Origin of the sequence: Fibrobacter sp. UWEL (assembly GCF_900142535.1) — a bacterium.
Taxonomy (GTDB): Bacteria; Fibrobacterota; Fibrobacteria; order Fibrobacterales; family Fibrobacteraceae; genus Fibrobacter.
Window position 1 is genome coordinate 67,510 of record NZ_FRBE01000015.1, and the last position, 20,961, is coordinate 88,470.

The window sequence follows — 20,961 nt, forward strand, 5'->3', positions numbered from 1 at the left end:
TTCGTCTTCGCAGACTTTTTTGTCTTCTGACCCTATTCCTCAAAGGGTGATTTTTTCCAGTCGGCGCGGCTTGGCATCGGCTTCGGAACTTGCAGATTCTTGGGGATGGGGTGCCGCCAGTTTGTGTGGGTGATAATTTCCGGCAGGAAGTTCTGTATGTAGAATGTGGGGTCAATTTTTACGGTGGCATGAGTGCCCGTGCAGGGGGAGTTTTCGTCCCTATTGTCTAATAGCACCTTGGCTAAAAAGGAACGTTTTTCCCATTGGTAGTCATCACCGAATTCCTCGATTCCGTAAATGCGTTCGCCTTTCTTGGCTACGAATTCGATTTTGCAGCTGGATTCCATGTTTTTGTAATGGCATTTTTTGCCGGAACAGAGGAATTGTCCGTTTGCGTAAAAGTCGTAGGCCTGATTGTCATCTGCGGATACATAGATCGTCTGCCAGGAGCTAAAGATGCCTGCCTGGACACTTACGGCAAGAAATGCTGCAATAATGATGTGTGCTGGCTTAATCATTAGTAACCTATGGTAGTCTTGAAACCGATGCCCTGTATCTTGTGGCCTTCGATGTGGTAAGTGTTCCTGAAGTATTCAAGTCCTATGCGGACTGTCCATCGCCCGTAGCGATTGAACTGATAGCCTGCGCCTAGGGACAGGATGCCGCCTAAAGCGCTTTGCGTGTCTTCCTTTTTATCGGTTTTAGGATTGACCGCCGTGTAGTTGGTGCTGGAAAATCCTATTCCGCCGTATACATAGGGTGTGTTATTGCCGTGGAAGAAAATGGGTGCTACCAGATTTAATCCCATGGATAAGACGGTTGTGTCTCTTGAAGCGTATCCGCGTAGATCAAAGTAGGTTCCCACCATGACATAGGTAAAGTCATGCCAGGCGGTCAAGGTTAAGTTTTCTACCACCTTGATGTCCTTGAATAGCAAATCCAGACCAAATGCGAATGCGACGCGAGTGGTCCTTCCTACGGAATCCAGGTCGGGCTTGTTTTCAAAGTTGCTGGGGAGATTGGTGTATTCGTAATTGCTGGATGCGTGGGTGGCCGCGGTGGGTTGAAAGTTCGATTCCTTTACGTATACTGGGTATTCTGCATCATAGAAACTTTTGGGATTGCTGCCTTTTTTGCCTGTACCCATGGAGTTCGCCACGCGGAAAAGGATTGGGGCGATGTCTTCGGGGATGATGGCCATATATTCATCATGCCAGATGAGGTCTTCGGTTTCGGAGTCCTTCATGGCGAAGGCGAACTGCATGCCGCTTCCGTTTTCCTTGACGGTAATGAACAGGACGTAGGGGCAGCCCTTTTTTCTGGCGATGTTTGTAATGACGGGGACGGATGCTGTCCTTACATAGGGTGATTCCTTGTCGGCGGCCTTGAGCCTGTAGCGTCCAACCTCCTTCACATACTGGGTGAATGTCTGGGTGATGTATCTTTGATAGTCCGGATGCAGTCCCTTTGCATCCAGATAGGGGATAAAGACCATTTCCTCGGAACGATCGACACCGCCCTCTTCATCAAAGACGTTAGCGAAATATTCCTCGAGCAGCATTCCTGGCAGAAAGAGCAACACTTCGGCTACGGTTTTGCCTACTGACGAAGCATCACTTTTTGCGAAGGTGTTTCCTGCGGAAAAAAGAATGACCAAAGAAAAAACGATACTATAAAAAATATTAGAACGCATAATAACCCCCGCTAGTATTTTTAAAAACTAGCAAATACTACTGGACGGGAAAATAAAAAGAGCGGCCTTTTTTTAGGTCGCCCATAGTTTATTCTGGACTATTTCTTCAAATGAAGTTTTCTCAGGAACTTTCCAAGGAGTTCGTTGAGGATATCGCCGGCGTCCTTGCTGCCCAAAAGTTTCTGGACGAACAGGGTCACGCAAAGCAGGATGACGCCTGCAATGCAGCTGTAGACCACGAGTACCATGAGGCTAGTACTGCGGACGAATTCTCCCGTCACATGGTCCAGTCCCAATGCCGCAAAGATCATGATGCCTAACGCCACGAGGGCGCGGGCCATATTCATGAGCGCATTTTTCATACCGTCGGTACCGTTCTTGCGGGCCCACATAAAGATCATGGAAATCACCTGCAGCAGGGCGCCGGTGGCGCCTACGATAGGCACACTCTTGATGCCAAGAGGTTCCGCCAGCAGGATGTAGGCGGGGATGGTAGCCGCAAAGATTCCAGTGTTCAAGAGGGTGGGCAGCCACATGCGTTCTGCAGCGTAGAAGCTACGGACCAGAACCGCCTGGAGGCAAAGGCCTAGGGATACGGGCAAGTACCAGCGGAGAATTTCAGTAATGGCTTCGGTGGTTTCGCGATGGAAGGCGCCACGTTCAAACAGGATTCGAACAGCGGGGAAGGAGAGAGCCCATACGGCAACCACTGCGGGGATCAGGATGCAGAACATGCGGCTTAAACTCTTCCAGATTTTTTCGTTCAGCTGCTTGATCTGACCTTCCTTCACAAGGCGGGCCATGTCAGGGTAGCTGGTGACGGAAACGGAGAATCCGAAGACTGCCACCAGCGTGTACATGACGCGATAGGCGTAATTGAGGCTGGAGATACCGCTGCCGCCAAAGCTGGAACCGAAGCTACGGATGATGAATTCCAGACCGAACATGGAGCCCACGCCCAGAGACATAGGAAGCATCATCTTGAAATAGCGAATGATATCGGTATGCTTAGGCTGTAAAATCAGTTCGTACTTTACGCCGCCACGCTTGGCGCCAAAAATCTGCAGGGCGAAAAATCCGATGAAGCTTCCAACGGGAACACCCCAGGCGAAACCTTCTAGACCGTAGTCGGTTCCGTTCATACGTCCCAGGAGAATGCCTGCCAGGCCGCCTCCTACGATAGCTACGTTATAGATCAAGCCCGTGAGGGAGGGAATCAGGAACTGCTTGCGGGTGTGCTGCACGGCCACCAGGATGCTACCCACGAAGATGAAAATCTGACCCGGCAAGATGATGCGTCCGTAATAGGTGGCGCGCTCAATAAGCTCGGGAGTTGCCCCGCTGGTGGTGAGCAGCTGTAAAAGTTCCGGCATGAAGATAAAGGCGGGTACCACCAAAATGAGCAATGCCATGCCGAAGGTGTTCAGCACGTTGCTGAAGAACTTCCAGCTTTTCTCTTCATCACCGGCTACCTTGTACCCGGTGAAGATGGGAATAAAGATAATGGAAAGAAAGCCGGTGCTTACCACATGATTCAGGATGTCGGGAATCATGAAGGCCAAATCCAGGGCGTTTTTCTCCAGGGACACGCCGGCGGCGTGGGCCAAAAGCATTTCACGGAAGATTCCCAGCACGCGGCTGAGCAGCATACTTACGGCGACAATAATGGCGGCTTTATTCATAAAGACAAAATTAGAAACTTTTGTATATTTGTTTATATGAAAAAGATTTTTGTATTAATTCCCTTTGCACTTGTTGCCGCCGGCTTTGCCCAGGACAACGTCGATGAATACGAAGACTTCCAGCCAGAGGACAATGGCGTTCCCATGGAAACTTCCTCCGCTGAATCTTCTACCGAAGTTTCCTCCAGTGACGCTTACGGTGCTAGCGCCTCTACGGGAGTGCGCCAGGCTCCTGCTGAAAATTCTGACCTGCCCAAGGAAAAGCGCCCCACCTATAACTTCAAGAGTTACGGTCTGGGCGTAAGCGTCTGGCACAACTGGGAAGATTCCAAGATCAACCCCAAGCGCGACTGGACCCAGGGTTTCGTACTCCATTACGGCCGTATCTGGGAAATGACCCACAATGGCGCCATCACCTTGATGGACAATACCCAGTTCTCCTGGGGAGATGGGGATTTCCAGTGGTCCGAAGTGGCTCGTATCGGCGGTCGTTACTACTTTAACGACGAGTCGATTTCTCCGTTCCTGGGGGCAGGCATTGGTCTTGGCTTCCAGTGGGATACCCACATGAGTGGTGACGATATTTTCGCTTTCGGCCTGGCCGGTGGTGCCGAGGTTGGCGTGACTATATTCAAAACTTCTAAAACACAGCTTGAAATAGGTTGTTCCTATGACTTCGTCACGGATTACATCGATTTCGGCGAACTGTTCGGTTCCTTCAATTTCTATCTCGCAGTGAACTACTAATAAAGGGAATCGCTGTGGTTTTCGTGACGTTCGGCAGGGCTGCCGAGCGTCATTTTTTATATTTGGGCGGACTAAATAGAGGTTTTATGAGACTGTGGAAGAATTCAGGGATTATCCCGTTTCTCCTGGCCGCTTTCTGTACGTCTTTCGTGCAGATGGGTCTTTTTATTGTTTTTCAGCGTTGGCTGTCTTTTTCCTTTGTGGGCCCCAGCTTTTTCTGGCGCAGCATGTTGCTCCAGTTTGCGCTTTTCGTACCCTGCATCTTCATGATGCCGGCTACCAGCTACTTTACTAGCCGTTTCCGCAAGAGTCGCGTCATGGCCTGGTCTTCCGTGGGCATGGCGGTCTCCCTGATTCCTATTTCCATCCTGTTTGGCCTGGATATTGGCTGGGTTGCTTTCGGTCTTGTTCTTCTTTTTGGCATTTTTTACGCAATTTTCACTCCCGCAAAGCTGGCTATTATTCGCGAAATTGTGGGGGAGGAACATCTGGCTAGTGCTAACGCCTGGCAGATGGTGTTCTCCGTCCTGGGTATCGCCAGCGTGTCCTGCCTTACGGTGGGCTACCTGCCGGAAATGACTTCCGCCGAGGCTGCCGTCGTCCAGGAAATCAACCTGCCCAAGGCCGCCTTCAGTTTCTCCCTGCTGCCTTACGTGTTCCTGGGGGTGAGTGTCCTTTCTGCGGTGCTCTGCTTCTTTATTCGTGTGGGTAGCGCTCAGGCGGATTCCAAGTTCCGCTCTCCCAAGCGCATTTTTACCGCCACATGGTCTATCCCGCTGGTGCGTCTTTCCATCTTAGGCCTGTCCATCTTCTGGGCTATTTCCCAGCTGTTCCTCATGCTGTCCCAGGACCTTACCGGCGAACACCTGGTCAGCCTTTTCCAGGGTTCCCTGATTCTTACCGCCGTAGGTTACATTGTGGGTTCCTTGGCCGCAGCTCGTGCGTCTCGTAATTTTTATGAGACCGGGATGATTCCCTTTGCAGTGGTGGCTGCCGCCATCATTTCCTTTGCGCTGCCCTTTGTGGAAAACAAGATTATCCTGTCCGTCATGTATGCAATCCTTGGCTTTGTGGCAGGTACCCTCTTTGTTCTCCTGAGGACCATTATCCAGCATTACGCCAAGCCGGAAGCTTCCGGACGTGTCCATTCTGTATCTTCCATGATCCAGATGAGCGTCATGTTCGTATTCCTGGGGGCACAATGCCTGCTGTTGGCTTTCACGGATTTGGATCTCCAGCAGTTGTTCCCCATTGTGGGCGTGATTCTTACCATCTGTTTCTGGCTGACCTTGCGCAAGACTCCCATGGCACTTTTGCGTGCCGGTCTTCGCTTTGCCTTTGCCTTCGTCTTTAGATACCGCGTGAATGTGATGGGCGTGCAGAACATTCCTGAAACAGGTCCTGTTTTGCTGATCGGCCCCCACTTCAGCTATATCGACTGGGCCGTTCTTCAGATCGCTAGCCCTAGACCCCTGCGGATCGCAAGTAATCGAAACACTTTTGCCGACTGGTACCAGCGCTGGTTATTCCACGGCAAGTTCCTCATTCCCATTAACCGCCGTGATCCAAAGCCTGCAATGGAAGAGATCAACAAGGCGCTGAAGAATGGGGAAGTGGTGGTGATTTTCCCGGAAGGTGAAGTTTCCAAGTCACCCTTCATTTCCAAGTTCTCCCTGAACTACCACGACGCCGTGGCAGATACAGAAGCCCAGATTGTGCCTTTCTATATCCAGGGCCTGTGGGGGAGCCGTTATAGCCACGCCAACGAATGCGTGAACCGTCCTCAGGCATTTAACCGAACCGTAAGTGTGGGTTTCTCCAAGCCGGTTCCTCACCAAACTTCCGAAGAGCAGATTCGCGCGGATATCCAGCTGTTGAGCGCCGATGTCTGGAACATGGCCATGAGCTATTCCAAGACTATTGTGCCCCTCTGGTTCAGGGCTATGCGCAAGCGTCGCAATCGACCCATCCTGATCGATCCTGCAGGTAAGCATGTTTCCGGTCATGGCATGATCCGTCTTTGCCATCAGTTCGGCAACCGTATTCGTGCAGTGGCCAGGAGCGACAAGCGTGTGGGCTTCATGCTTCCCACCAGCCGCGATGCCGCCCTAGGTATCTTGTCTATCTTGGGAACGGGCAAGACTTCCGTCAATTTGAACTACACCGCTCCGGTGGATACGGTTCTTGGCTGCATCGACAAGTCTGAAGTTACTACGGTGGTGACCACCCGCGCCTTCTTTGACAAGCTGTGCGGTAAGAACGCCGCCTTCGCCGAAGTGGCAGACGTCTGCAAGATGATTTATCTGGACGAGGAAGAAGCCAAGATTGGTCTGATTTCCCGTCTGCTGGAAAGCGCCATGGTGAAGGTGGTTCCGGGTAGGCTTCTGCAGTTCATGTGGTTCAATTCCGCAAAGCTGGACGATGACGCCATCATCCTGTTTAGCTCCGGTTCTGAAGGCACCCCGAAGGGTGTGGAACTGACCCACTTCAACATTATTGCCAATGCCCAGCAGTGCGACTACATCGTGAAGCTACACCGCGGGGATGTGATGACGGCGCTACTTCCGCTGTTCCATTCCTTCGGGTTTACCATGACCTTCATGATGTCCTTGCTGGATGCAGTCCCCATGGTGCTGTGTCCCGACCCGACGGACATCAAGACTCTGGCCCGCGTCTGCGCTCAGTACAAGACGACTATCCTCATGGGTACGCCGACCTTCCTGCGCGCTATCGCTATCAACCGTTGGGTCCACCCCATGTGTCTGGATTCCATCCGCATGATTGTGGCGGGTGCAGAAAAGCTCCGTCCCGAAATGCGCGATGCCTTCAAGCTGAAGTTCGGTAAGGATATTTACGAAGCTTACGGTTGTACGGAACTGTCCCCGCTGGCAACCCTCAATGCACCCAACGTGCTGCTAGATGACTTCCTGACCATGTGCAAGTGCAGCGATACTTCTAGTATCGGCCAGATCATTCCTGGTTCCGTCGGGGCCATTATCGATCCCGATACCAACGAGTTCCTGGATTCCGCTAGTGAAGGCATGCTTGCAGTCTCTGGCCCGCAGGTGATGCGTGGTTACTTGAAGGATCCCGAAAAGACTGCTATGGGCGTCTTCGAGAAGGATGGTCGCCGCTGGTATAAGACCGGCGACAAGTGCACCATTACCGCTGATGGCTTCGTCCAGATTCTCGGTCGTTACAGTCGCTTTGCAAAGCTTGGCGGCGAAATGATTTCTCTTACCGCAGTGGAACTTCGTCTGGCTGAAACGGGCCTTCTGGAAGGTATGGAATTTGCCGTGGTCGCCGTTCCCGATTCCGTCAAGGGCGAACGTATTGTGCTCATGGTGGTGGGCGACTTTGATGTGGAAGATCTGTCCCGCAAGATTCGTAAGTCCGGTATCCCGCCCCTCATGATTCCTGGCTCTCTCTTCCAGGTGCCCTCTATTCCCAAGTTGGGAAGCGGCAAGTGGGACTTCCCCAACATGAAGAAGCTGGCCATGGAACTGGTGGAAAGAGCCGGCGTGAAGTAAATCGCATGTCATCTCGAGCGAAGTGTAGCGCAGTCGAGAGATCTAGCACAAAAAAAACGGCTGCGTGATGAACGCAGCCGTTTTTTGCATTAAAGTCCCGAACTTTCCGAGGATTTTTAGTCCTTATGCCAGAAGTCTGTAGGTTGCTTTACGCCACATTCCTCGGCAATGTAGACTGGCTCCTTTCCTTTCTTCTTCTGGTCCGTATAATTCTTGAGGGCCTTGAATGCGATGGGAGAGAGAATCAGAATAACCGGGATGTTCACGATGACCATCAGGGCCTGGCATAGGTCTGCTGCGTCCCAGGCGAAGGCTGCACTGGAAATAGCTCCTGCAAATACGATGATGGTTGCAATCACGCGGAATAGGGTAATGGATTTCTTGCCGGGGCGGCGATTCATGATAAAGCGGAGGCAGCCCTCGGTGTAGTAGTAGTTGCCAATGAGGGTAGTGAATCCGAACAACATGATGGAGAACGTGATGAACACGGCGCCGCCATCGCCCATGACTGCCTTTAGGGATTCCTGTACGTAAAGGATTCCGGAAAGTTCTGCAGTAGGTGTAACCCCGCAGGAAAGGCACATGAGGGCCGTGGCAGAACAGATAATGAGCGTATCCAGGAATACGGAGAAGGATTGCATCAGGCCCTGCTTTACCGGGTGGGAAACGCTGGCACTGGCGCTGGCGTTGGGGGCGGAACCCATGCCCGCTTCGTTGGAATAAAGACCGCGCTTGATGCCATACATAATGCAGCTTCCTGCAATGCCGCCTGCGCCTGCGTCAAAGCTGAAGGCGTCCTCGAAGATCATCACAAACATTGCGGGTACGTTGGTGATGTTGTAGAGGATTATGCCGATGGCCACGAGCACGTAGATAACGCCCATGGTGGGCACCATATAGCTTGTAATGCTAGTGAGTTTCTTGGCACCGCCGAATACACAAATGCCAAAGAGGGCTGCCATTACAATGCCCACGATAACGGGGGTAGAGGATTCACTATAGAAACTGTAGTTGGTCAGGGAAGTCTGGATGTTGTAGGATGCCAGCAGGTTGTAGCCCACCACATAAGTCAGCAGAACGAAACAGGAGAAGATGATGCCCAGCCAACGCTGGCCCAGGGCTGTCTGAATATAGTAAGAGGGGCCGCCATAGGAATGTCCCGTCACAAGGTCTTCGCGCTTGTAGATTTGCGCCAGTGTGGATTCCACGAATGCGGATGCTGCACCGAGAATGGCGATAAGCCACATCCAGAAAATAGCGCCGGGACCGCCAAGGCAAATGGCGGAAGAAACACCGATAATGTTGCCAGTACCCACGCGGGAGGCGGTAGAAACCATCAATGCACCGAAGGAAGAAATCCCGCTTTCCTGCAGGGGCTTTTCGCGAGCCACCCGCAAGGTCTCCACAAAAAGACGCAATTGCGGGAAGCCCATTCGGACAGAAAGGTAAATGCCTGCGGCTAACAGGAACAGCGGCACAATAAATGGCTGGTAAAGAAAATCGTTCAGCGTCGTAACGATGGAATGGATAAATTCAAACATCATATCTCCGGCGTTAAGAATTTGTGTTAAAACAGAAGTTCAAAATATAATATGAAGTCGGAAATACAAGACAGCTTGTATTGAAAATACATACAAGAAAAGGATGCCCTTAAGGCATCCCTCTCTCGTCTGTAGCTCGCGAGATCAGGCTCTGCTAGGTGTCATCCCTTCGACAGGCTCAGGGCAGGCTCTGAGCGAAGTCGAAGGATCTAGCAACTACACGTCCAGATTATAGGAGTGCAGGTACTTTTCCTGTTCTGCGGTGAGAGTGTCGATTTCCTTGCCAAGGAATTGCAGCTTCTTGCGAGCCACTTCCTGGTCCACTTCGCGAGGAACGTCAATGATCTTTTCCTTCAGTTCGCTGGCGTGTTCCACCAGGTACTTTGCAGACAATGCCTGGATTGCAAAACTCATGTCCATGATTTCTGCGGGGTGGCCATCGCCGCAAGCAAGGTTCACCAGGCGGCCTTCGCCCAGCACGAATACCCACTGTCCGGTGGGCAGCTTGTAGCCCATGATGTTCTTGCGCTGTTCGCGGATTTCTACGGCGTTCTTCTTCAGCCATGCCACGTCGATTTCGCAGTCGAAGTGACCAGCGTTAGCAAGGATTGCGCCGTCCTTCATGACGGAAAGATCTTCAGCATCAATAACGCCGTCGCAGCCGGTAACGGTCACGAAGAAGTCGCCGATCTTTGCTGCTTCGCGCATGGGCATTACGTCAAAGCCGTCCATCACAGCTTCGATTGCCTTCACGGGATCCACTTCGGTCACGATGACGCGGGCGCCAAGACCCTTGGCGCGCATGGCGGTACCCTTACCGCACCAGCCGTAACCGGCAACTACAACCTGCTTACCAGCCACGATCAGGTTGGTAGTACGGTTGATGCCGTCCCATACGGACTGGCCAGTACCATAGCGGTTGTCAAAGAGATGCTTACAGTCGGCGTTGTTCACGCGGACCATGGGGAACATCAGCTTGCCAGCCTTGTTCATGGCTTCCAGACGGATGATACCGGTGGTGGTTTCTTCGCAACCGCCGATAATATTCGGAATCAGTTCCGGCATTTCGTTGTGGACCATGTTCACCAGGTCGCCACCGTCATCGATAATGATGTTGGGGCCGCACTGCAGAGTGTGGCGGATGTGGCTTTCGTATTCTTCGTTGGTGGCGTCGTACCAGGCGTGGACTTCCATGCCTTCCTTCACGAGAGCGGCAGCCACGTCATCCTGAGTGGAGAGCGGGTTGGAACCGGTAACGTACATTTCTGCACCGCCAGCCTTCAGCACCTGGCACAAATAACCAGTCTTTGCTTCCAGATGTACGGAGAGGGCGATCTTCTTGCCAGCGAAGGGCTTGGTCTTTTCGAATTCAGCCTTCAGCATGCCCAGCAGGCTGCAGTTGCGATGAACCCATTCCAGCTTGCGTTCGCCAGATTCGGCCAGACTAATGTCTCTGATTTCACTTGCCATATTATTTTCCTTTTGGAGGTCCGCGACGGGACCATTGTGGTTTGTGTTGTCACAGCCGAATTTTTAGGGATGGTCGTCTGTCCTATCATCCGTTAAGGCGAAATTTAGAAATTTTATCGTGACCGCGTGGTCCTTACTGTACTCCAGTCAAATTCTGCCGGCTTTACACCTAACTGAGCTCTTAACGTGAAATCAATGGTGATGTAGGGTTTTAAACCGAATGCATCTAGACCATCCATCGCGTTTTGGGTGGATGCGCCGATTCGAATTCGGGTTCCCCAGCGGCCATCCCTAAAGCGATGTCCAGTCAGATATTCCTCTGCTTCCTGCAGAGTTTTTGCGGTAAACAGGCTGAAGGATAAACCGAAGTCAACACCAGGTGATACTTGCAGGCTGGGCCTATTTTCACTTTCGGAAGCGTCCTTATTCGGTTTGACTTTTACGATTTCGGTCATGTTGAGAGTTAGTCCTGCATAAGGAGCAAACTCAAAGTGCCTTAAGCTAATGAGCTTGTGGCTAATGTCTCCAAAAAAGTCCAGTGCACCGAATTCATATTCCTTGGTATCCTTACCCTTGAGACATCCTATTTCTTCTGCCTTTTGACGAAGATTGCTTGCGATAAAAGATTGGACGCCTATATCAACGCTAAATTTTTTCGTTCCGAATCCAAAGATGCCTCCAAATCCTGGGGCCGGTCCCACATAGTCTCCCAACTTTCCCAAGTACGTTGTTCCACCTCCCAGGAATCCAAAATAGATGTAGATGTCTGTAAATTCCATGCGGTGCCAGTAATTCTGGACGAGGTATTCCTGCTGGGGCCTATTAGAAATTTTTTTCACATAGGATTCCACCAAATCGGAGTTGGCTATCCTTTTATCTGAAAGTGCGTAAATGAGTGCTAGGGCTTTTTCAAAGGGATCATTGAAGGTTTCTACGAATTGCTGGTAGTCGTTGCTCCGAAGCCAATTTAATAGCTCGTGACTAAGGCTGTCATTATGCCAGGATGGATAATTTTTGTAGGGATGGATGTAAAGATAGTGATCGTTGCTGTCTCGTAAAGAAGTGGTGTTGATGATGTGCCTAGAGGCTATTTCCAGAATCTCGAATTCCCGCGTGTCAAATGAATTTCCATAAAACATGGGGAATGAATCCGCATAGCTCAAGGATTTCTGTAACAGTTCGTGAATCTCGTCATAGCGCCGTTCCGAAATTCGTTCTGCAAGTTCATTGCGATAATCCTGAATCTTATTTTCCGGTACTCGGAAAACATATTTGTAGGGAAGAACCTTGTCGCTATTAGCTTGCGCAAATCCATCGCCAAAGAAGAACCTCTTTTCTTGCGGCGAAGGTATAAAGAACTTGTATTGGCGAAGCTCAACTTTCCCATCCTTTTCAATCCAGTGGGGACCAAGCTTTAGGGGAATGTACAAGGTGGCAATGGAGTCTTTTGGATTTGCCGCGACCCATTCCTTTGTGGAAAAGTCATAATGTTTTTCAACATGAATCTCGACTTTCAATAGTGCACGATAAATGCTGATTCCGGACTCTCGGTAAACGAGATGGTCATGCAGTATCTTTAGATTTTCGTCTCCACGAGAACTTAGGGACTGTTGTGTGAGTTCCTGGTCCTCATTCCATTCCAAAAACCGGGCAACTGTATTTGAGTCTGCGGTGGAATCTACATAGATTTGTTCCGCATCGGGCAAGCTATCGATTTCAATGGTGTTGGCAGAGGAGGGGAGCGATCCGAAGCAATCAATAATTAACCAATCAGTCCAGTATTCCTTGGTATAGGAATAGGCTACGGCCTTGCTTGAAATTACGGAACCATAGACCGGCTGGAAAGAATTTCTTGGATTATTTATTTCCTCGGAAATGGTAGGCAAATTCTGAAGAAGCTTTGGAACTAACGTATCCATGGCAGCACCCATTCCTTTTGCAGAGCAAAAGGATGCTGCAAGCGCAAGCAATGTGATTACAACTTTTAGCAGTGATACGAAGTTCCTCATTCCCCCTCCACTTATACTACACGTATTCCTTGTTTTCCAGGCCCATGCGCTTGATGATCTCGTTCACCTTCTGGTACACCAGCTTTTCATCAAGGGTCAGGACCTTGCGGCCTTCCATAGTGATTTTACCGTCAATAATGACAGTGTCCACTTCGGAACCGTTGGCGGAGTAGGAGAGGCCTGCGATTAAGTTGTTCTTGGGCATCAGGGAAGGATTGTTCAAATCCAGGATTGCGATGTCTGCCTTCTTGCCTACTTCCAGGGAACCAATCTTGTCTTCAAGGCAGAGGGCCTTGGCGCCATTGAGGGTAGCCATGCGGAAAACTTCGCGGGCGCTGACGCACTGCGGGCTCTTGTGAGTACCCTTGTGGATCAGGGCCAGCAGGCTCATTTCGTGGAACATATTCAGGCTGTTGTTACTTGCAGCACCGTCGGTTCCCAGGCACACGTTGATGCCCTTGGCCATCATTTCGGGAACAGGAGCAAAGCCGTTACCCAACTTCATGTTGCTTGCGGGATTGGTCACCACGGAAACGCCACGGCGGGCCATGATATCCATGTCATCGTCATTGACCTGCACGCAGTGGGCGGCAATGCAGGGAACGTCAAAGAGTCCGTTCTTGTCGGCCATGACGATGGGGGAGTAGCCATACTTTTCCTGGGTTCCCTGAATTTCGGCAGCGCTTTCGGAAAGATGAACGTGAATGCCGATGCCTGCCTTCTTGGCTTCGTCGGAAACGCGGCGGAAATAATCTTCGGTGCAGGTGTAAGGAGCGTGGGGACCGAACTTGAAAGTAATGCGGTCGCAGTCCTTGCAGAATTCCATTTCGTCGTAGGTCTGCTGGATACGTCCGCCGTCATCTTCGGCGCTACCCACCAGGCCGCGGCACATGACGGCACGCATACCGGATTCCTTGATGGCGCGGGTGGTCTGCTTGATGTTCATCATCATGTCGTTAAAGCAGGTGGTGCCGCTCTTCATCATTTCGATGATGGCGAGGCAAGCGCCCCAGTAGGTATCTTCATCGGTCATCTTCTGCTCGATGGGATCGATGGTGCCGAACAGCCAATCCATAAAGGAAAGGTCGTCGGCCACGTTGCGCATGAAGCTCATGTAAGAATGAGTGTGGCAGTTGATGAGGCCGGGAATAGCCAGCTTGTCGGTACCGTCGATGACCTTGTCTGCCTTGAAGCCTGCGGGTTCTTCGCCAATGGCTACAATCTTGTCGCCTTCGATGTAGATAGAAGTTTCCTTCACGCAGTCCTTGGCGGCGTTTGTACCAGCGACATTTGCGGCAGGCACAATTGCCAGCGTATTCTTAATAACGATACCCATTGTGAATCCTTTTTTAATTCAGAACTATTTATTTCCGCAGACAAAAATAGAAATTGAATTCTTTAATACAAAATTTTCTGTCTTGAGAGTAGTGCGCGTTTATTCCAGTACAGAATGAAAAATCCAGAATATTTTTCGTAAACTCTGGTTTACAAAGATCGGACTTTGTAACTTGAAAATCGAGGGCGGCGAGTTGCTACCCAGCATAAGGAGGCTAATATGAAAACGCTGAAAATCACGCTGTTTGTCGCCCTGTCGCTTATGGTATCCATGTCTTTCGCTTCTAGGACTGTAAAGTCCAAGCTGGGAGATCTGGACATCATGGCGGAAAAGGGTGGGTCGAAGATTCTCTGCACCATGGGGTTTAACGCTGAATTGGCTCTGATCAAGGAAGCGGAAACGGAGGCTCTGGTGAAAGGGGATTGTACCGGCTGGGTTCCCAAGTCAAAAATCGAGTACGTGGCTCAAAAGGCCGGCGACAAGACCTTTACTATCGACGATGTCGATATTAGCGGTTTTATCGACGATCCTTCTCTCCACTCCATTCTTAATGACAACATTGAGGATTTCGAGGGAGTCACCATCGATCGCGACTTTAGGGAATACCTGACATACACCATCGATCGTGAGCAGACGGAAATGCGTCACGGCGAAAACTAAAAACTCTCCTTAAAACACAAAGGGCGGCCCTTCGGGGTCGTCCTTTCTATTTCTTCGGACTTTCTTTTGTCTTTTTGCTTCCGCCCTGATTTTCCTTGTGGCGGGTTCCTCCGGGTTCTGAGGTATCCTTTTTCTTTAGCTTTCGGATATACTCCTTTCCGGCAATTCCCTTGAACTTTTCGTTTTCCTCCTCCAGCATATCCGCATAATCGCAGAGGGTTTTCTTGATATCAAGGCCGGATGCCGCAATGAGATTGACCAAGTTTTGGGCGGAGGACATTTTGGTGCCTCTTTCCAGGCAACGGATGTATTCGCGGGAAATATCGCTAAGAAAGGACAGCTTGCTCTGGGATTTTTCCTTCCTGAGCCTTGCCATTAGGCGCATTTGCGCCTCTTTGTATACCTCCGGTGCGTACATGCTCCCAATGTTACTAACCAATGTTTCTGAAGAGTGCCAACTATAGTTGGCATACAATTTTTTTACACGAGCGTAAACTTTTATAAAAATGAGTTATATTAGGTGAATATTTGATGAAATACCGATTTTTTGTTCCTTTTTTCCTGGCCATGAATGGCTTCCTCTTCGGCGGTGAATCCCAAGAGGGTGTTTCGTTCGCTACGGATCCGGAACTGGGGGAACCCTTCCAGGTGCATTATTATGATGCGGGGGAGTCAAGCGCAAGTGTTTATAGGGCTACCCTGATTGACTATCCCTGGAATCACGAAAGTGCGCCTAAGGCCTCGGTACTTTACATCCATGGCTTCAACGATTACTTCTTTCAAAAGGAATTGGCCCAGAAGGTAGATTCTGCCGGTTATTCTTTTTACGCCATAGACCTTCACAAATACGGCCGTTCCTATCGTCAGGGGGAGCGCCTTGGCGAAGTATATGACCTTGCGGAGTATTTCCCGGAAATTGATTCCGCCCTGGCAAAAATAAAGGCTAGGGAAAACGCCCCCCTCGTGATTATCGGGCACAGTACCGGCGGCCTCATCGCGTCCGTGTACGCCCAGAGTCGGGATAACGGCAAGAATATTTCCGCCATCGTGTTGAATAGTCCCTTCCTGGACATGAACCTCAATTTCTTTATGGAGCTTGCTGTCCCTCTGGCTTCCAAGCTGGGGCATCTGTTCCCTACCGTGGATGTGCCTCGAGGGGATAACACCTCCTATAGCGAGAGTGTCCATAAGGATTATCGCGGCCAGTGGGATTATAACCTCAAACTGAAAACATTCGAGAGCATCCCCGTCAATCTGGGATGGCTGACCGCTATCCACGAGGGACACGTTAAAGTCCAGAAGGGTATGGATCTTACGCCCCCCATTCTAGTGATGCACAGCGATTGCAGCGAACGTAGTGATGAGTGGGTAGAGGCTTACTCCCGCTGTGACGGAGTGCTGGACATAGAGGATATTGACCGCTACGGCCGGGTGCTAGGCAAGAACGTCCAGATGAAAGTCATCGAGGGCGGCCTTCACGATCTGTACCTCTCTCAGGAAAAAGTCCGCTTTAACGCCTATCAGGCTACCTTCCAGTTCCTGGATAGCGTCTTCGTCAAACCCGCAAATTAAAAAAATCCCTCTGCATCTATAAAAAAGGCCCGCAGTAACCTGCGAGCCATTTAAACGTCCGCTCAGCACCGCTGAGCCGGGAGGTCTAGGGGGCTTCGCCCCCTACATCATTACTAAAACAGGCTTAACAGTTCCTGCGGGCATTCCACTTCCTTGAAGTTGTGGTTGGGATTGCCTGCTGCTTCGTACCAAGTAGCGAGGAACATGCAGCCCTGCTTGGCAACTGCGTCTCCAGAGAAGGATGCTTCGCACTTCTTGGCAAGGCACTGCTTACGCTTGGTCAGCAAGTCGCCATCGTAGCCCACTTCGCCTTCGCACTGGGAAAGAAGGCCGCCATACTGTTCGCCCTGAGAGCCCCAGCCCATCTTGTTGGCGCAACCGTTGAAGATACCGTAGCCACCGCCCGGAATCATAATGTCGAACTGACCTTCAGCCACGTCGTAACCAATGTTGGAAGCGATGACCACCAGAGTCTTGCCGGCCATGGCCTTGTGGTTGGCCTTGGTTTCGTACTTACCGGTGCCAGTGAATTCCAGGGCGAAGCACTTACCGCATTCACCACCGGCAGAACCCGGAACGGCTGCGAAGGCAAATGCCAGCTTGTCGTTCACAATCATAGGAATCTGGCTCTTGCAGGTACCGGAGTTACCGCCGTCGCACATGGACTTTGCGCCATCGTCAGAAATCTTGTTGCCGGATGCATCACATGCAGATGCCTGCTTGCCGCCCTTGCCGGGCCAAGCGCAGTGAGGCTTACAGCAGTCCCAGTAACGGGTTGCCCAGCCAGAACCGCTCTTGCCGCCAGTTGCCTTCACGGTGTAGCTGCTGGAAATGACCTTGGCGCCTGCGAAGTCGCCAGTGCCGGTAGTGCCAGTGTTGGTGTTCTGCTGCTGCTGGCTGGAAGAGGACTTAGCCTGGCTGCTAGAAGACTTTGCCACAGAGCTAGAAGACTTGGCTACAGAGCTAGAGGACTTTGCCTGGCTGCTGGAGGACTGCTGAGTCTGCTGGTTATTGTTGTTAGTGCCGGTGCTAGTTGCGATGGATGCGCAGTTCTTGCCTGCCGGATCGTAATAGCAGTTGATCGTGCAGTCTTCCTTGTAGGCGTAGGATTCGCCGTTCTTGCCTGCGAGGTTTTCGTAGGGCTTTACATTCTTGTTGTTTGCCTTGTCGAAGCAAGTGCCGTCAGTTCCCTGCTGGCTGTTATTGTTGCTAGCGGAGCTTGCTGCCTGCTGGTTATTGTTATTGCTGGCGGAGCTTGCTGGCTGATTGTTGTTGCTTGCAGAACTCTTGGGCTGAGTCTGGGTGCCACTGTTGCTAGCGGAGCTTGTTGCCTGCTGGTTGTTGCTATTGCTTGCGGAGCTTGCGGGCTGAGTCTGGGTACCGCTGTTGCTAGCGGAACTTGCCACGGGAGTAGTGCCCGTATTGGTATTCGGGTTATTGTAGCTAGCAGGGTCAATGATGGTCAGTTCCAGATAGTTCACGCCAGACATAGCGGGAGTGCCGTTATTGTCGCTGATGGTGAACGTGGTCGGGTCGTAAGTACCGACCTTGGCGCCTGTTGCGTCGAATACTTCAAACTTGGTATTGATGACGTAGAGCTGGTCTGCGGTAAGGATCCAGCAGGGTTCGCTTACGATAACGTCTGCGGCAGTAGTGCCAGAAACGATGGGGCTCTTGCTGGTGGTGGGGGTGACGGCCTGTTCGCCCGGTGTGGGAATGGTACTGGTAGCTTCTTCGGAACTACAGTTCACCAGTGCAAGTGCTGCACTCAGAACCAGGACGGACTTAGTAAAGGGGTGCTTCATAATAACCTCAATAAAAACTTGACAAGACTCTCTGTCGAAAGTCCTTCCAATTCCATCCGACCCAAAAATAGCTTTTTACCCCCGAAAACGCATGTAAACTTTTGTTTCATAACAAGTTACGAGATTCCCGTCACACCTCACAATAAAGCCCCTTGCATCATAAATCGCCGAGCCCCTGCATCAAAAAAGCCCTCGGCCATGGCCGAGAGCTTAATAAAGGTTATGTGTCCCGATTAATATTTATCGAGAAGCTGCTGGGGACATTCCACTTCCTTATAGTTGTGGGTCGGGTTGCCCGCAGCGTTCATCCAGTTAGCCAGGAACAGGCAGCCTTCCTTAGCCTTAGCGTCGTTGGCAAAGACGGAGTTGCACTTGCTGGTCAGACAGCTCTTGTAAGCGGAGGCGTTGTAGTTCTTTTCTTCTTCACATTCAGAAAGAAGGCCGCCGTACTGCTTACCCTGGGCGCCCCAGTTGAAACGAGAGCAGCCGTTATAGATACCCACGCCACCGCCAGGAATCATGATGTCAAACTGACCTGCTTCCACGTCGTAACCGATGTTACTTGCGATCACGATCAAGTGCTTGCCCTTGAGGGACTTCTGGGGGTTCTTGCTTTCGTACTTGCCCTTTCCGTCGAATACCAGGTCGAAGCACTTACCGCATTCGCCGCCAGCACTACCCGGCACTGCAGCGAAGGCGAATGCCAAGGTGTCGTTGTAAACCTGGGGAATCTGGCTCAGGCAGGTACCGGAGTTACCGCCGTTACACATACTGGTTGCTTCGGAATCGTTAATCTTGTTACCGCTGGCGTCGCAGCCCTTGGTCATCTTGCCGCCCTTGCCGGACCATGCACAGTGGGGCTTACAGCAGTCCCAATAACGGGTTGCCCAGCCGGAACCGGACTTACCGCCGTTCACATATTTAATAGTGAATGCTGCAGTGTTGCCGCCGCTCTGCTGTGCTGCGGAAGAGCTGGAAGCCTGCTGCTGTTGCTGCTGCTGGCTGCTGGAAGACTTCGCAGTTGCGCTGGAACTCTTGGCCTGCTGCTGAGCTGCAGAACTGGAGGACTTTTCCTGAATGGGAGCTGCAGAGCTGGAAGACGGGATGATCGTGTTGGCTGCGTATGCCTTCAGGGTGGTCATGTCCACGTTTTCGACGAGGGGAACATTGTTCAGGTCCACGATCTTGCCCACCTGGGAAGCGTCATAGACGAAATAGCCAATCTTCTCGCCGCTAGCGTCCGTGACGATGCCGATACCGGTGCCTGTTGCAGGGTCGATGGCGTCGTCGGTTGCGGGGTAGATCACGTAAGTCTGGTCTGCAGAAAGAACCCAGGCAGTAGAGGTAATCTTGGTGGCGGTAATAATCTCAAGTTCGGAGGTGTTGATGCCGGTTGCCATCTTGCTTTGGTCAGCCATGGCGTAAACCGTCACGTTGGTCAAGTCGGTAAGATCTGCGAGACCCACCAGCGTGCCGTCCAAATCCTTGACCTTGCCATCTACGCCGATGGTGTACTGCTTCTTATCGATGGTGACAAGCCAAGAAGCCTGGTCTACTACGATTGCCTGATTCTGTGAATCGTCGCTCTTACTGGGAGAATCGTCGCCACAGCTGCAAACCATGAGCAGCGCACTTGCGGCAAGAATAGTCTTAAAAAACGGAATCTTCATAATATACCCTTCATTGACCCATAACACAACCAGCCTAAAGATAAATAATGTGTCCGATTTTCAAAGTAAAAAGATGTGTATGTTGATAAAATACGTTCCGTATGTGTTCCCGAAAAACCGGCTGGCGAGAACAATCGTTCCAAAACATGAAATGCACCTAAGTCTAAGAGCGAGTGGGGGATAGGCCTATTTGTAAACTTATGTAAAATTTGGTGATGTAAAATTCTTTTTACAATAATTCCGCAGGGACGATCCGCCAGTGAGAAAAAGAATTCACAAGATGTGCGTTAACTGTTGATAAGTTGGAAAGTCTGTGAACATAGGAATGTTGAACCTTTGAAATTTTCATAAAAACGCGGTTTTGTAAAAATCCTGAACAGGACAATCCGCGGGGTCGAAATACCCTTTCCCAGGACCCTGGTTTTTTCCGAAATTCCCGTTTTTCGTAAAAAATCAAAGAAAAATCCTTGAAATATTCCTTGAATTTGCTAAATTTGTGCAGCAAAATTCGTAGAGTACCGCTTCCTATGCTCTGCGGAATAACGGGAAACTCACGCAAACCCGCGTAGTTCCTAGGTTTCGAAGCGATAAACCTTCTGCTGAAGAAGAGGAATAAAATGGCAAAAGAACATTTTGACAGAAGTAAGCCGCACTGCAACATTGGCACCATCGGCCACGTTGACCACGGTAAGACCACTCTGACCGCTGCAATCTGCACCACCCTCGCCGCTAAGGGCCTGGCTGCTGCAAAGCGTTTCGATGAAATCGATAACGCTCCCGAAGAAAAGGCTCGTGGTATCACGATTAATACTTCTCACGTCGAATATACCTCCGCTGCACGTCACTACGCTCACGTTGACTGCCCGGGCCATGCTGACTATGTTAAGAACATGGTTACTGGTGCTGCTCAGATGGACGGCGCAATTCTCGTTGTTGCTGCTACTGACGGTCCCATGCCGCAGACTCGCGAACACATCCTGCTCGCACACCAGGTTGGCGTGCCCAAGATCGTTGTTTTCATGAACAAGGTTGACATGGTTGATGACGTCGAACTCCTCGACCTCGTCGAAATGGAAGTTCGTGATCTGCTCTCCAAGTACGAATTTGACGGCGACAACACCCCGATCATCCGCGGTTCTGCACTCAAGGCCCTCGAAGGCGACGCAGAATACCAGGACAAGATCATGGAACTCATGGAAGCATGCGATACCTACATTCCGCTGCCTGCCCGTGAAACCGAAAAGCC

The 20,961-nt window shown here is 51.0% G+C and carries 15 protein-coding genes; 5 read left to right on the plus strand and 10 right to left on the minus strand.

The window, feature by feature from the left end; translation table 11 throughout:
- Window positions 1–32: 32 nt before the first annotated feature.
- The 3 genes from BUB59_RS10535 to murJ form a co-directional block, all read right to left on the minus strand.
- Window positions 33–518 (minus strand): hypothetical protein, encoded by a 486-nt coding sequence (locus BUB59_RS10535; RefSeq protein WP_073229685.1) that lies wholly within the window; start codon window positions 516–518, stop codon window positions 33–35.
- Window positions 518–1,657, minus strand: coding sequence for an outer membrane protein (locus BUB59_RS10540; protein ID WP_143160346.1), 1,140 nt, complete (start codon window positions 1,655–1,657; stop codon window positions 518–520). The genes BUB59_RS10535 and BUB59_RS10540 overlap by 1 nt, the downstream gene beginning before the upstream one ends.
- 134 nt (window positions 1,658–1,791) lie before the next feature.
- On the minus strand, window positions 1,792–3,375 hold the full coding sequence (gene murJ, locus BUB59_RS10545) for a murein biosynthesis integral membrane protein MurJ (RefSeq protein WP_073229689.1): 1,584 nt from the start codon (window positions 3,373–3,375) through the stop codon (window positions 1,792–1,794).
- A 36-nt stretch (window positions 3,376–3,411) separates the two neighbouring features.
- On the opposite strand from murJ, the gene BUB59_RS10550 reads away from it, so the two are divergent.
- Together BUB59_RS10550 and BUB59_RS10555 are read left to right on the plus strand one after the other, a co-directional pair.
- Window positions 3,412–4,122 (plus strand): hypothetical protein, encoded by a 711-nt coding sequence (locus BUB59_RS10550; RefSeq protein ID WP_073229691.1) that lies wholly within the window; start codon window positions 3,412–3,414, stop codon window positions 4,120–4,122.
- 86 nt (window positions 4,123–4,208) lie between these two features.
- Window positions 4,209–7,652, plus strand: a complete 3,444-nt coding sequence (locus BUB59_RS10555) for an MFS transporter (RefSeq protein ID WP_083540285.1) — start codon at window positions 4,209–4,211, stop codon at window positions 7,650–7,652.
- 116 nt (window positions 7,653–7,768) lie between these two features.
- Here the strand turns inward: BUB59_RS10555 and BUB59_RS10560 are convergent, their stop codons facing one another.
- From BUB59_RS10560 to BUB59_RS10575, 4 genes are all read right to left on the minus strand, one after another.
- Window positions 7,769–9,193: an alanine/glycine:cation symporter family protein gene (locus BUB59_RS10560; RefSeq protein ID WP_073229693.1), complete on the minus strand. Its 1,425-nt coding sequence runs from the start codon at window positions 9,191–9,193 to the stop codon at window positions 7,769–7,771.
- Between the two features lie 216 nt (window positions 9,194–9,409).
- Complete coding sequence (locus BUB59_RS10565; protein ID WP_073229695.1) at window positions 9,410–10,663, minus strand: adenosylhomocysteinase; 1,254 nt, start codon at window positions 10,661–10,663, stop codon at window positions 9,410–9,412.
- A gap of 113 nt (window positions 10,664–10,776) precedes the next feature.
- Entirely contained in the window at window positions 10,777–12,672 is a 1,896-nt protein-coding gene (locus BUB59_RS10570; protein WP_073229697.1) for a hypothetical protein, read from the minus strand.
- 16 nt (window positions 12,673–12,688) lie between these two features.
- Window positions 12,689–14,008 carry an amidohydrolase gene (locus BUB59_RS10575; protein ID WP_073229699.1) on the minus strand — a complete coding sequence of 440 codons (1,320 nt, stop codon included), beginning with the start codon at window positions 14,006–14,008 and terminating at the stop codon, window positions 12,689–12,691.
- Window positions 14,009–14,227: 219 nt separating this feature from the next.
- Between BUB59_RS10575 and BUB59_RS10580 the strand changes: the two genes are divergently transcribed.
- Window positions 14,228–14,668 carry a hypothetical protein gene (locus BUB59_RS10580; RefSeq protein WP_073229701.1) on the plus strand — a complete coding sequence of 147 codons (441 nt, stop codon included), beginning with the start codon at window positions 14,228–14,230 and terminating at the stop codon, window positions 14,666–14,668.
- Window positions 14,669–14,714: 46 nt separating this feature from the next.
- Here BUB59_RS10580 and BUB59_RS10585 read toward each other — a convergent pair whose 3' ends face one another.
- The gene (locus BUB59_RS10585) at window positions 14,715–15,044 is read right to left on the minus strand and encodes a hypothetical protein (RefSeq protein ID WP_073229704.1); all 330 of its coding nucleotides are present in this window, start codon (window positions 15,042–15,044) and stop codon (window positions 14,715–14,717) included.
- A gap of 155 nt (window positions 15,045–15,199) precedes the next feature.
- Between BUB59_RS10585 and BUB59_RS10590 the strand changes: the two genes are divergently transcribed.
- Window positions 15,200–16,240 carry an alpha/beta hydrolase gene (locus BUB59_RS10590; protein WP_083540286.1) on the plus strand — a complete coding sequence of 347 codons (1,041 nt, stop codon included), beginning with the start codon at window positions 15,200–15,202 and terminating at the stop codon, window positions 16,238–16,240.
- A gap of 113 nt (window positions 16,241–16,353) precedes the next feature.
- Here the strand turns inward: BUB59_RS10590 and BUB59_RS10595 are convergent, their stop codons facing one another.
- Both BUB59_RS10595 and BUB59_RS10600 read right to left on the minus strand, forming a co-directional pair.
- Window positions 16,354–18,045, minus strand: a complete 1,692-nt coding sequence (locus BUB59_RS10595) for a hypothetical protein (protein ID WP_073229706.1) — start codon at window positions 18,043–18,045, stop codon at window positions 16,354–16,356.
- A 233-nt stretch (window positions 18,046–18,278) separates the two neighbouring features.
- Window positions 18,279–19,715, minus strand: a complete 1,437-nt coding sequence (locus tag BUB59_RS10600) for a hypothetical protein (RefSeq protein ID WP_073229708.1) — start codon at window positions 19,713–19,715, stop codon at window positions 18,279–18,281.
- A gap of 617 nt (window positions 19,716–20,332) precedes the next feature.
- On the opposite strand from BUB59_RS10600, the gene BUB59_RS10605 reads away from it, so the two are divergent.
- The coding region (locus BUB59_RS10605) for a GTP-binding protein (protein ID WP_143160347.1) at window positions 20,333–20,961 on the plus strand (629 nt) is incomplete at its 3' end.